This is a genomic window from Pseudomonas trutticola BRTCR10, assembly GCF_056155105.1.
Window position 1 is genome coordinate 396174 of the sequence record NZ_CM149552.1, and the last position, 12325, is coordinate 408498.

Annotated in this window: 14 protein-coding genes; 9 read left to right on the forward strand and 5 right to left on the reverse strand. The window is 59.8% G+C overall.

Going from position 1 to position 12325, the window contains the following annotated elements; translation table 11 throughout:
• The first annotated feature begins 249 nt into the window (after nucleotides 1-249).
• From hisB to ACVVH8_RS01735, 6 genes are all read left to right on the forward strand, one after another.
• Entirely contained in the window at nucleotides 250-843 is a 594-nt protein-coding gene (hisB, locus tag ACVVH8_RS01710; RefSeq protein WP_007909204.1) for an imidazoleglycerol-phosphate dehydratase HisB, read from the forward strand.
• Entirely contained in the window at nucleotides 843-1481 is a 639-nt protein-coding gene (gene hisH, locus ACVVH8_RS01715; RefSeq protein ID WP_103304195.1) for an imidazole glycerol phosphate synthase subunit HisH, read from the forward strand. The genes hisB and hisH overlap by 1 nt, the downstream gene beginning before the upstream one ends.
• Entirely contained in the window at nucleotides 1481-1738 is a 258-nt protein-coding gene (locus ACVVH8_RS01720; protein WP_103304196.1) for a DUF2164 domain-containing protein, read from the forward strand. Before hisH ends, ACVVH8_RS01720 begins: the two co-directional genes overlap by 1 nt.
• Nucleotides 1739-1841: 103 nt before the next feature.
• On the forward strand, nucleotides 1842-2579 hold the full coding sequence (gene hisA / locus ACVVH8_RS01725; protein WP_003220753.1) for a 1-(5-phosphoribosyl)-5-[(5-phosphoribosylamino)methylideneamino]imidazole-4-carboxamide isomerase: 738 nt from the start codon (nucleotides 1842-1844) through the stop codon (nucleotides 2577-2579).
• Between the two features lie 9 nt (nucleotides 2580-2588).
• Nucleotides 2589-3359, forward strand: a complete 771-nt coding sequence (hisF, locus tag ACVVH8_RS01730; RefSeq protein ID WP_003220755.1) for an imidazole glycerol phosphate synthase subunit HisF — start codon at nucleotides 2589-2591, stop codon at nucleotides 3357-3359.
• A 73-nt stretch (nucleotides 3360-3432) separates the two neighbouring features.
• Nucleotides 3433-4188 (forward strand): substrate-binding periplasmic protein, encoded by a 756-nt coding sequence (locus ACVVH8_RS01735; protein WP_315445267.1) that lies wholly within the window; start codon nucleotides 3433-3435, stop codon nucleotides 4186-4188.
• Here the strand turns inward: ACVVH8_RS01735 and ACVVH8_RS01740 are convergent.
• From ACVVH8_RS01740 to gpmI, 5 genes are all read right to left on the reverse strand, one after another.
• Nucleotides 4169-5548 carry a Vps62-related protein gene (locus ACVVH8_RS01740; RefSeq protein WP_475228212.1) on the reverse strand — a complete coding sequence of 460 codons (1380 nt, stop codon included), beginning with the start codon at nucleotides 5546-5548 and terminating at the stop codon, nucleotides 4169-4171. The two genes, ACVVH8_RS01735 and ACVVH8_RS01740, sit on opposite strands and share 20 nt — an antisense overlap.
• A gap of 115 nt (nucleotides 5549-5663) precedes the next feature.
• Nucleotides 5664-6440 carry a divergent polysaccharide deacetylase family protein gene (locus ACVVH8_RS01745; protein WP_475228217.1) on the reverse strand — a complete coding sequence of 259 codons (777 nt, stop codon included), beginning with the start codon at nucleotides 6438-6440 and terminating at the stop codon, nucleotides 5664-5666.
• 2 nt (nucleotides 6441-6442) lie between these two features.
• Nucleotides 6443-7762: a S41 family peptidase gene (locus ACVVH8_RS01750; RefSeq protein WP_103304200.1), complete on the reverse strand. Its 1320-nt coding sequence runs from the start codon at nucleotides 7760-7762 to the stop codon at nucleotides 6443-6445.
• A 34-nt stretch (nucleotides 7763-7796) separates the two neighbouring features.
• Nucleotides 7797-9083, reverse strand: coding sequence for a murein hydrolase activator EnvC family protein (locus ACVVH8_RS01755; protein ID WP_103304201.1), 1287 nt, complete (start codon nucleotides 9081-9083; stop codon nucleotides 7797-7799).
• A gap of 299 nt (nucleotides 9084-9382) precedes the next feature.
• Nucleotides 9383-10909 (reverse strand): 2,3-bisphosphoglycerate-independent phosphoglycerate mutase, encoded by a 1527-nt coding sequence (gene gpmI / locus ACVVH8_RS01760; protein ID WP_475228220.1) that lies wholly within the window; start codon nucleotides 10907-10909, stop codon nucleotides 9383-9385.
• A 153-nt stretch (nucleotides 10910-11062) separates the two neighbouring features.
• Between gpmI and ACVVH8_RS01765 the strand changes: the two genes are divergently transcribed.
• Genes ACVVH8_RS01765 through secB form a run of 3 tightly spaced genes read left to right on the forward strand, consistent with a single transcriptional unit; the run spans nucleotide 11063 to nucleotide 12274 of the window.
• Nucleotides 11063-11476 (forward strand): rhodanese-like domain-containing protein, encoded by a 414-nt coding sequence (locus tag ACVVH8_RS01765; protein ID WP_083367280.1) that lies wholly within the window; start codon nucleotides 11063-11065, stop codon nucleotides 11474-11476.
• A 1-nt stretch (nucleotide 11477) separates the two neighbouring features.
• The gene (gene grxC, locus ACVVH8_RS01770) at nucleotides 11478-11732 is read left to right on the forward strand and encodes a glutaredoxin 3 (RefSeq protein WP_016986347.1); all 255 of its coding nucleotides are present in this window, start codon (nucleotides 11478-11480) and stop codon (nucleotides 11730-11732) included.
• A gap of 56 nt (nucleotides 11733-11788) precedes the next feature.
• Nucleotides 11789-12274, forward strand: coding sequence for a protein-export chaperone SecB (gene secB / locus ACVVH8_RS01775; RefSeq protein WP_475228223.1), 486 nt, complete (start codon nucleotides 11789-11791; stop codon nucleotides 12272-12274).
• The last annotated feature ends 51 nt before the right edge of the window (nucleotides 12275-12325 follow it).

The following is a 12325-nucleotide window of genomic DNA, read 5'->3' on the forward strand; positions in this document are numbered from 1 at the left end:
CCCCTGTAGGAGTGAGCCTGCTCGCGATAGCGGTCTGACAGTCACAGAAATGTTGACTAAGAGGCCCTCATCGCGAGCAGGCTCACTCCTACAGTCGTTTTGGGGTGCCTGTAATGGCTTGTATGGACATGTCTACCCGCGACAGCCGGGGGTTCTATCCGTCTGCCATGTCACGTCTCGTGTTTCTGTTTCGGCCCCGCGTGCCTATAATGGCTGCCTTTTTCGCCCAATGATTTTGCGGAGCTGGTGATGGCCGAACGTAAGGCGTCTGTCGAGCGCGACACTCTGGAAACCCAGATCAAAGCCTCGATCAACCTTGATGGCACCGGAAAGGCCCGATTTGATATCGGTGTTCCTTTTCTTGAGCACATGCTGGATCAGATCGCCCGTCACGGGTTGATCGATCTGGATATTGAATGCAAGGGCGATCTGCATATTGACGACCACCATACGGTGGAAGACGTCGGTATCACCCTCGGGCAGGCCTTCGCCAAAGCCATCGGCGACAAAAAAGGCATTCGTCGCTATGGGCACGCCTACGTGCCGCTCGATGAAGCACTGTCGCGTGTGGTGATCGACTTCTCCGGCCGCCCAGGCCTGCAGATGCACGTGCCGTACACCCGCGCCACCGTAGGCGGCTTCGACGTCGACTTGTTCCAGGAATTCTTCCAGGGCTTCGTCAACCACGCACTCGTCAGCCTGCACATCGACAACCTGCGCGGCACCAACACCCACCACCAGATCGAAACCGTGTTCAAGGCTTTCGGCCGCGCCCTGCGCATGGCCGTCGAGCTGGATGAGCGCATGGCCGGGCAAATGCCATCGACCAAAGGCGTTCTGTAATGCAGACGGTTGCAGTTATCGATTACGGCATGGGCAACCTGCACTCGGTGGCCAAGGCCCTCGAGCACGTCGGTGCCGGCAAGGTGTTGATCACCAGCGATGCGGACGTGATCCGCGAAGCCGACCGCGTGGTCTTCCCGGGCGTCGGCGCGATTCGCGATTGCATGGCGGAAATCCGTCGTCTCGGTTTCGACTCGCTGGTGCGTGAAGTCAGCCAGGATCGTCCTTTCCTCGGCATCTGTGTCGGCATGCAAGCCTTGCTCGACAGCAGCGAAGAGAACGACGGCGTCGACTGCATCGGCCTGTTCCCGGGCGCGGTGAAGTTCTTCGGCAAAGACCTGCATGAGGACGGCGAACACCTGAAAGTCCCGCACATGGGCTGGAACGAAGTGAAACAGAAGGTCAGCCACCCGTTGTGGCATGACATTCCGGACATGGCGCGTTTCTACTTCGTGCACAGCTACTACATCGCCGCCGCCAACGCGCGTCAGGTGGTGGGCGGCGGTCATTACGGTGTCGATTTCGCCGCAGCGCTGGCCGAAGGCTCGCGCTTTGCCGTGCAGTTCCATCCGGAGAAGAGCCATACCCATGGCCTGCAATTGCTGCAGAACTTCGCGGCGTGGGACGGTCGCTGGTAATGGCTATCAAGAAGAAGCCGCCGATCCTGACCCTCACTCCCGAGCAGGAGAGCGAGGCCAATCACAAGATCAAACGCTTCATGGAGGATCGATTCGAACTCGACCTCGGCTCGTTTGAAGCGGCGGAAATTCTTGAGCTGTTTACCCGCGAAATTGCTCCGCACTATTACAACAGGGCGATTTTCGATGTGCAGACCCACCTCAAGGAGCGGTTTGAAAGCATCGAAAGCGACCTGTGGGCGCTCGAAAAAAATTAAGAGCAGCGGCAAGCGTCAAGCTGCAAGCTGCAAGAGATAGACGCGCGTGCGCGCTTGCAGCTTATGGCTTGCAGCTTGCCGCTCTTTTGACGAAGGAAAAAGCATGCTGATTATTCCCGCTATCGATCTTAAAGACGGTGCCTGCGTACGTCTGCGCCAGGGCCGCATGGAAGATTCCACAGTGTTCTCCGATGACCCGGTGAGCATGGCTGCCAAGTGGGTGGAGGGCGGGTGCCGTCGTCTGCATCTGGTCGATCTGAATGGTGCGTTCGAAGGTCAGCCGGTCAACGGCGAAGTGGTCACCGCGATCGCCAAGCGCTACCCGACCCTGCCGATCCAGATCGGCGGCGGCATCCGTTCGCTGGAAACCATCGAGCATTACGTCAAGGCGGGCGTGAGCTACGTGATCATCGGCACCAAAGCCGTGAAAGATCCGGCGTTCGTCGCTGAAGCCTGCCGTGCGTTCCCGGGCAAGATCATTGTGGGTCTGGATGCCAAGGACGGTTTCGTCGCCACTGATGGCTGGGCTGAAATCAGCACCGTGCAAGTCATCGATCTGGCCAAGCAGTTTGAAGCCGACGGCGTGTCTTCGATCGTTTATACCGACATCGCCAAAGACGGCATGATGCAGGGCTGCAACGTGCCGTTCACCGCCGCACTGGCCGCTGCCACCAAGATCCCGGTGATCGCCTCCGGCGGCATCCACAATCTCGGTGACATCAAGTCGCTGCTCGACGCCAAGGCGCCGGGCATCATCGGCGCCATCACTGGCCGGGCGATCTACGAAGGCACCCTCGACGTCGCCGAAGCGCAAGCTTTCTGCGATTCGTACCAAGGCTGAGGACTGACCATGGCGCTGGCCAAACGCATCATCCCTTGCCTGGACGTGGACAACGGCCGGGTCGTCAAAGGTGTGAAGTTCGAGAACATCCGCGACGCCGGTGACCCGGTGGAAATCGCCCGTCGCTATGACGAGCAGGGTGCCGACGAGATTACCTTTCTCGACATCACCGCCAGCGTCGATGGCCGCGACACCACGCTGCATACCGTTGAGCGCATGGCCAGCCAGGTGTTCATCCCGCTGACCGTCGGTGGCGGTGTGCGTACCGTGCAGGACATCCGCAACCTGCTCAATGCCGGTGCCGACAAGGTCTCGATCAACACCGCCGCTGTGTTCAATCCGGAATTCGTTGGTGAAGCAGCGCAGCATTTCGGCTCGCAATGCATCGTCGTCGCCATCGACGCCAAGAAAGTCTCCGGCCCCGGCGAAACCCCGCGCTGGGAAATCTTCACCCACGGCGGCCGCAAGCCGACCGGCCTCGACGCGGTCGAGTGGGCGAAGAAAATGGAAGGCCTCGGCGCCGGTGAGATCCTGCTGACCAGCATGGATCAGGACGGCATGAAAAACGGCTTCGACCTCGGCGTGACCCGCGCCATCAGCGATGCACTGGGCATTCCGGTGATCGCTTCCGGCGGTGTGGGCAATCTGCAGCATCTGGCTGACGGCATCCTCGAAGGCCATGCCAGCGCCGTGTTGGCGGCGAGTATTTTCCACTTCGGCGAATACACCGTGCAGGAAGCCAAGGCGTATATGGCGCAACGCGGGATTGTGATGCGCTAAACCGTACAGGCCAGTGGACAGCATGGCGTACCCAAGGCACTCTTGGGCACGCCATGGATTTCGGTAGCCCGACATGATCAAACGCCTGCTTCTTGTTCTCGCCAGTGCCTGTGTGTTGCTGCTCAATACTGCCCGGGCCGAAAACAGTCCTGACACCGATCTGGTGCTCCTCACCGAAAACTTCCCGCCGTACAACATGGCCAAGAACGGCAAGAATTTCGCTCAGGGCGAGAACATCAACGGCATTGCCACCGACATCGTGCGCGAGATGTTCCAGCGCGCCGGCATCACCTACAGCCTGACCCTGCGTTTCCCTTGGGAGCGCGTCTACAAACTGGCCCTGGAAAACCCCGGTTACGGGGCATTCGTGATGGCGCGGCTGCCGGATCGCGAAAAACTCTTCAAGTGGGTCGGCCCGATCGGCCCCGACGACTGGATCCTGTTGGCCAAGGCTGACAGCAAGATCACCCTCGAAACCCTCAATGACGCGCGCAAGTACCGGATCGGTGCCTACAAGGGCGATGCGATTGCCGAGACGCTGACCAAGCAGGGCTTGAAGCCAGTGGTCGTGCTGCGTGATCAGGACAATGCGAAGAAACTGGTCAACGGTCAGATCGATCTGTGGGCAACCGGCGATCCTGCCGGCCGTTATCTGGCGCGGCAGGATGGCGTGACCGGACTCAAGACCGTGCTGCGTTTCAACAGCGCCGAGCTGTATCTGGCGCTGAACAAGGACGTCTCCGACGAAGTTGTGGCCAAGCTTCAGGCTGCGCTCGATCAGTTGCGCAAAGAAGGCGTGGTTGACGACATCATGGCAAGGTATCTGTAGCGTTCGGCAAGTCTGGCTCCGGCTCTGGTAATGGCGCGGTGACCTCGTTGTCTGCCGATGGCGTATCGATGATCGCCTGTACTGCCGGTTCAACCAAAGGCACAACCATTACTTCAGGCTCCGTCGGCGTGTATTGGCTGATGTGCAAGCTGTTGCCATCGGTGTAACTGACGTCGTCGGTAACGTGCGTACCGTCCGCGCGTAGCAGCACATAATCACTTTGCATCAGATAGACCCCTATCGAGCTGTTTTTTGCCATAACGGCAGCGACCTCGATTGGCGCGGGGTTGAGCCATTCATTCGACTGAATTTCGCACTGGGTAAAAGCATTGTTCAACCGCGCCGAAAACAGGAACGGCTGGCGAGCGTTGCTTTGCCATTGAGCGCCGAACTCGATCGAGGTGAGCTGGGTGAAGGTGCGCAGGTTTTCCGATCTCTGGGCGCGGGGTGCCGTCCAGCGAATCGGTCTGGCGTCATCTTGGCCGTTCTTGCAATGGCCGACGAGCTGATAGTAATCCGTGCGTTGCAGAAGATAGAAAGGTGACTCTCGCAGTTGCTCGCGTCTGGAAAGCTGTGGGTCCTTCACCGCGAACCATGGAAGCCTAGCGGTCTGTGTGGGGTGTTCAGGTACCTGCGCACAGGGAGGTATTTCACTGTCGAGCACGGGCAAGGTGGGGGCAGGATTGACCTCGAGCGAAATCCGAATGCGCAGCGAATAGGCGAACAAGTTGTCGGGTCTGGAATAACCGCTACAGCCGACAAAGGTGCCGGGCACCAAGTAAATTTCATCCGCTGGTGCCGATGGCGGAATGGCGCTCCAGGTGCTGATGCTTTTTCGAGCGCCGCTGCTTCTGTCATCCCATGTCTGTTCACTGAGACCAGAAGCGATCACAAGGTCGGCACGGACACAGCGAACGGCGTTGAAAGAAGGTTTTTGATGGCCGTCGGAACATACCGATCCCAGCGCCACGTAACCTTCGGGAGGAACGGGGCGCCAGATCGCTCCGTCCTTTTTCGATCCCGATCCGGTGTCTTCCCAGATCAGTTCGTAGTCGACAGGCCGGCGTAGTGCTTTGCCTTTGGCAGGATCTGCGCTGGGTGTATCAGCCTCGCAAACCACGGCCACGATATGCCTGCCAGTGATGTTGTCGTGGTTATCAATGAGCACGTCGCCCAATGGAAAATAGCCGGGAAGCACATCGGCGGCCGGGGTCGGACGCCAGATCGCGGCCTTTTTTGCCCGTGAACCGTGGGTGTCCCAGATGCGGAGAAACTCCGTCGTGAAGTTGATCAGCAGGTTGTCGTGGCGGATGGGCTCCATTTGCCCGGCTGGCACAGCGGTATCGTCATGCGTCGTCATAGTCACTCCTGATAGTTGAAAGGCGACTCAGGGAGTCGCAACCTGTTGCAGGTCTAACTATCCGGATGTAGGCCCAACCTCTGGCGGTAACTATGTATTGCGTGGTGACCGCGTGTTACCGATACACGCCGTCTTTGCCATGACCGGCCATAGCGCGATTGCTGCGCACGCTGATCATTTGCTTGATGTCGATCCATTCGATGCCCTGAGCCTTGAGCTTGGGCAGCTCGCGCTCAAGCACAGCGAGGGTCTGCGGGTACGGATGGCCGATCATCACCGCCGATCCTTGTTTGTGCGCCAGGCTGATCGCCGTCTGCAATTGGGTGAAAATTGCCGCTTCGGTGCGCTCGTCATCGAGAAACACATCCCGTGACACGCTCGCCAGATCGATCTTCTGCGCCTGTTGCGCCGCCACGGTTTGCGCACTGGTGCGGCTGTCGACGAAGAACTTGTGGCGGCGCTGCAATTCAGCCATCAACCACGCCATCGCCACTGGTTGCGCGGTCATGCGGCTGCCCATGTGGTTATTGATGCCGGCGGTGTAGGGGACCATTTTGAAAGCGGCGTTGAGGCGTTTTTCAAGTTCTTCGAGGGGCAGTTCGGGGTGCCAGGCATACGGCCCGGTGGCCGGGTCCATAGGCATGTGCAGGATCACGATCTTGCCGGCGCGATGGGCTTCGCGGGCGAATTCGGTGGCGTGCGGGGTGTCGGGCATGATCGCCGTGGTCACCGGGCCGGGCAAGGCCAGCACGCGGCGATCCCGGGGCAGGTTTTGCCCCAGGTCATCGATGATCAGTGTCAGGTAGGCTTTGTGAGGTGTCGAACCAGCGGGCTCTGCATGAGCAGCACCCGCCAGACAGCACAACAGAACGAAGACGAAACGCAGAGACATCCTCAGCGGCCGGACGTAATGCTCAGCCCTTTGAGCAGGCTCAGGGCCTGGGCCAGTTGGTAATCGTCATCCTGCGGCATGGCCTTGGCCTTGGCGCCGGAACCGGTCGGTTTGTCGGCGCCGCCGTTGCCATTGCCCAGGTGACCCTGCAGGTCGGCTTCCTTGAAGTAGTCGCCGTCCGCTTCGTTGGTGATCTTCGCCTTGCGCACTTCGATGTCCGGAACGATGCCCTGGGCCTGGATCGAACGGCCATTCGGCGTGAAGTACAACGCCGTGGTGATCTTCAGTGCGCGGTCGTTGTTCAGCGGCAGCACGGTTTGTACCGAGCCCTTGCCGAAACTGGTGGTGCCCATGACCACGGCGCGTTTCTGATCCTGCAGGGCGCCGGCGACGATTTCCGATGCCGAGGCGCTGCCACCGTTGATCAGCACGACCATCGGTACCGCTTCGCTTTCGTCCTTGCCGGTGGCGGAGAAGCGCAGTTCCGAGTTGGCAATCCGGCCCTTGGTGTAGACGATCAGGCCTTTGGTGATGAAGTGATCGACCACTTCCACCGCTGCCTGCAACACGCCGCCCGGGTTGTTGCGCAGGTCGAGGATGACGCCGTTGAGCTTCTTGCCGTTGTCCTTGCGCAGCTTGGCCAGGGCTTTGGAAACTTCTTCGCCGGTCTTGACCTGGAACTGGGTGATGCGGATGTAGCCGTAACCCGATTCCAGCAATTGCGCCTTGACGCTCTTCACTTGAATCACGGCGCGGGCCAGGGTCACGTCGAATGGCGTACCGCCGTCGCGCACCAGGGTCAGGGTGATTTTCTGGCCGATCTTGCCGCGCATCTTGTCCACGGCTTCAGTCATGGTCTGGCCACGAGTCGGCGCGCCGTTGATCTTGACGATGAAGTCACCGGCCTGAATGCCGGCCTTCGATGCCGGGGTGTCGTCGATTGGCGAGACGACCTTGATGAAGCCGTCTTCGGAACCGACTTCGATGCCCAGGCCGCCGAATTCGCCGCTGGTGCTTTCCTGCAACTCGGTGAAATCTTCCGGGCCCAGGTAAGCGGAGTGCGGATCGAGGTTGCTGAGCATGCCCTTGATCGCGTTTTCCAGCAGGGTCTTGTCGTCCACTGGCTCGACATACGCGGCTTTGATCCGGTCCATGACCTCGGCAAAGGTGCGCAACTCTTCCAGCGGCAACGGGGCCTTGGAGGTTGCAGCAGTGCCTGCTGGAGCGACAGCCGGAGCCGGTTGTGCGGCGAACGCCAGAGGCGCGCCGATCACCAGGGCGATCGTCAGGGCCAGCGAGGTAAGGCGGGACAAATGCAGCATGTCGAACGAACTCCTAATGTTGGTGACTCAACGCCTATCCTTGCGCGCGGCACCATTGCGCCGGATCACTCGGGTGACCCTGCTGACGAATTGCGAAATACAGTGCAGGTGTGTCCTGACCGCCACTGTTTCCGACAGTGGAGATGGACTCACCGGCTTTTACCACGTCACCGGCCGACTTGAGCAGCGTCTGGTTGTGACCGTAAAGACTCAGAAAACCGTTGCCGTGATCGAGGATCACCAGCAGCCCGGCACCGCGCAACCAGTCGGCGAATACCACACGGCCGCCGTGTACAGCATGCACCTGACTGCCGGCGGAGGCGCTGATCATCACGCCGTCCCACTTGGTCCTGGCGTCGTCGCCACGGGTTTCACCGAAACGTGCCAACAGTCGACCATCAACCGGCCACGGAAGTTTTCCCCGGGTTGCGGCAAAAGGGCCGCCGAAGGTCTCGCCGCTGCTTGAAACCAAGGCGCCGGGTGTTGATCTGGCAGGTTTTCGTGGGGCGTCGCTGTTTTCAGCTTCGGCCTCACGCAAACGCTTTTTTTCCGCTTCCTGCTGGGCGATCAGCGCTTTCTGCCGCGCTTCTTCTGCCTCACGAGCCTGGCGGGCCAGGGTTTCTTCAATGGTTTTAAGGACTTTAGACAGGTCTGCCTGATCCTGCTCGCGAGAGGCAAGTTTCTGGTCGCGGGCCTTTACGTCGTCGTTGAGTTTGGCGAGGACTTGCTGGCGTTCCTTGCGAACCTTGTCGAGCTCTTCGCGCTGAGTGTCGAGGCTGCTTTTCTGTACGAGCAATTGTGCCTGCTGCAAGCCGATGTCTTTTTCGACATTGGCCAGTTGGCGCAGGGTTTCGTTGAAATTCTTCAGCTGCTCCAGGCGGGCCTGGCTCAGGTAATCGTAATAGGTGAGGGTACGGGCGAATTTCTCGGGATTCTGCTGGTTGAGCAGCAGTTTGAGGTATTCCTGGCGGCCGTTCTGGTAGGCCGCGCGGGCCTGGATGGCGATCAGTCGCTGCTGTTCAGTGCGCGCGCTCTGGAGTTTTTTTTTCTCCGCATCGAGCCGCTGCAACTCGGATTCGCTTTTCTGCAGTTCTTTCTGCAGGGCGTCGACCTGCTTCTGCAGCTTGCCCATCTCGGTTTCAGTGCCCTTGAGCTCTTTCTGCACGCCGGACTTTTCTTCCTGGAGTTTGCCCAGCAGCTTTTTCAGCTCGGCAATGTCCTGACGCGTGGCATCCAGCTGCTGCTGGGTTTGCGCGCGCTCGTCAGCGAAGGCCGGTTGGAGCAGGCAGGTCAGAGCGAGGGCAATCAGGACGCGAAGCATAGGGGCGGGCGGCACCAGGGTAAGGGACGGCCTAGTATGCCCGCCCGAGGCTGCAAAAAAAACGCCCAATTGGGCTTGTGTGATAACTGGCCTTAAAAACTCTGCAAACCAGTGTAGAGCGACCTGTGGCGAGGGGATTTATCTCCGATCGGCTGCGCAGCAGTCGCGAAATCAGCTTGCACGGCGCGTCAGACACGCCGTGGTGTTCGGTTTCAGGGCGGCTTCGCCGCCCATCGGGGATAAATCCCCTCACCACACAGCCATTCCCACAAGGTTTTGCAGGGTTTTCTGGATTCGGGTCAGACCAGAATCGAGGTGCCGGTCATTTCCGCCGGTTTTTCCAGGCCCAGCAGCTTGAGCATGGTTGGCGCCACGTCCGCCAGTACGCCGCCTTCACGGACCTTGAGGTCGCGCTTGCCGACATAAATGAACGGCACCGGCTCGGTGGTGTGCGCGGTGTGCGCTTGCCCGGTGGACTCGTCAGCCATTTGCTCGACGTTACCGTGGTCGGCGGTAATCAGCGCTTCGCCGCCAACCTTTTCCAGAGCCTCGACGATGCGGCCGACGCAGGTGTCCAGGCATTCAACCGCTTTAACTGCCGCGTCGAACACGCCGCTGTGGCCGACCATGTCGCCGTTGGCGTAGTTGACCACGATGACGTCGTAGCGCTGGTTTTCGATGGCGTCGACGATACGGTCGGTGACTTCCGGCGCGCTCATTTCCGGCTGCAAGTCGTAGGTGGCGACTTTCGGCGACGGGATCAGGATGCGCTCCTCGCCCGGGAACGGTTCTTCACGGCCGCCGGAGAAGAAGAAGGTCACGTGAGCGTATTTTTCGGTTTCAGCGATGCGCAGCTGAGTCTTGCCGTTCTTCGCCAGATAGTCGCCGAGGACATTTTCCAGGCTGCCCGGCGCAAAGGCTGCGGGAGCCGGGATGCTCGCGGCGTATTGGGTCAGGCCCACGTATTGCACTTTCGGCTGGCGGGCGCGCTCGAATTCCTTGAACCCGTCTTCGACAAAGACACGGCTTAGCTCGCGGGCACGGTCGGCGCGGAAGTTCATGAACACCACGGCGTCGCCGTCTTCGACCTTGACTGGCTCACCAATCGAAGTGGCTTTGACAAATTCGTCACTCTCGCCACGGGCGTAAGCCGCTTCCAGACCTTCCAGCGCGGTGGCTGCGTTGAACTCGCCGTTGCCGTCAACGATCAGGTTGTAGGCTTGGGCCACGCGATCCCAACGGTTGTCACGGTCCATCGCGAAGTAGCGGCCGATGATGCTGGCGATGCGGCCCTTGCCGAGGGCCTGGAACGTCGCGTCAAGCAGTTCGATCGACGATGCGGCGCTTTTCGGCGGCGTGTCGCGGCCGTCGAGGAAGGCGTGCAGGTAGATTTTTTCGGCGCCGCGCTTGAAGGCCAGTTCGGCCATGGCGATCAGGTGATCCTGGTGGCTGTGCACGCCGCCATCCGACAGCAGGCCCATGAAGTGCACGGCTTTGCCGGCGGCCACGGCTTTATCCACAGCGGCGCAGATGGTCGGGTTCTCGAAGAACTCGCCGTCGCGGATCGCTTTGGTCACACGAGTGAAGTCCTGATACACCACCCGGCCGGCGCCGAGGTTCATGTGGCCGACTTCGGAGTTGCCCATCTGGCCGTCCGGCAGACCGACGTCCATGCCGCTGCCCGAGATCAAGCCATTTGGCACGGTGGCCCAGAGGCGATCAAGTACAGGCTTCTTCGCCGCAAAAACGGCGTTGGATTCGGGGCTGTCGCTGTGACCGAAGCCGTCGAGAATGATCAGGACCAAAGGTTTAGGCGTGGTAGTCATGGAATCCACTCGTGGCTAATAAAGAAGAGGGCGATGGAAAAGGGAGTTGGAGTTTAAAGCGAAGTTCCGACGGCGTCACCGCCGGACGGGGTTTGGCCGACCATAGTGGCTGTGTATACTGGCCGACATTTTAACGCCCTGGAACCTCCTTCGATGGTTGCTCACCTGATTGAATTTGCCACTAACCACTACATTCTTGTCGGTATCTTCGTCGTACTGCTGGCTCTGCTGCTGGCGCACACGATGCAGGGCGGCGGTAAAAGCCTGAGCACCGGTGAGCTGACCGCACTGGTCAACAAAGATGCGGGCGTGGTGGTGGACATCCGTCCGGCCAAGGATTTCGCTGCCGGCCACATCGTTGGCGCCGTGAACATTCCACAGGACAAACTGGCTGCGCGTATCGGCGAGCTGGAAAAACACAAGGCCAAGACCATCATTCTGGTCGACGCTCTGGGCCAGACCGCCGGCACCCACGCCCGCGAGCTGATGAAATCCGGCTTCACCGCCGCCAAGCTGTCCGGCGGGATTTCCAGCTGGAAAGGCGACAACCTGCCGTTGGTGAAGTGATATGAGTGAAGTCATCGTCTACTCCAGCGATTACTGCCCTTACTGTTCGCGAGCCAAATACCTGCTCGAGAACAAAGGCGTGGCCTTCAAAGAGATCAAGGTCGATGGCAAGCCGCAGGTGCGCGCCGAAATGACCCAGAAGGCCGGGCGCACGTCCGTGCCGCAGATCTGGATCGGCGACAAGCACATCGGTGGTTGTGATGATTTGTATGCCCTGGAGCGCGCCGGCAAGCTCGACGCGCTGCTCAAGGCCTGAACGGCTGCACCCACGTACAGCAATCCCTAAAGACCCAAGATCAGAAAGGATCTGAGATGACTGACCAACAGAACACTGCAGCCAGCGAAGAAGAAACCGCACCGCAATTCTCCTTGCAGCGCATCTACGTTCGCGACCTGTCTTTTGAAGCCCCGAAAAGCCCGGCGATCCTCCGTCAGCAGTGGGATCCGACCGTTGGTCTGGATCTGAACACTCGCCAGAAAGAACTTGAAGGCGATTTCTACGAAGTCGTGCTGACCCTGTCCGTGACCGTGAAAAACGGTGACGAAGTGGCCTTCATCGCTGAAGTGCAACAGGCCGGTATCTTCCTGATCAAGAACCTCGACCCGGCGTCGATGAGCCACACCCTGGGTGCGTTCTGCCCGAACATCCTGTTCCCTTACGCTCGTGAGACTCTGGACAGCCTGGTAACTCGCGGTTCGTTCCCGGCACTGATGCTCGCTCCGGTGAACTTCGACGCCCTGTACGCGCAAGAGCTGCAGCGCATGCAGGAAAGCGGCGAGACCCCAACCGTTCAGTAAACGGTCTGAGCGACAACGAAAAAAGCGCCGTTACAGGCGCTTTTTTCTTGG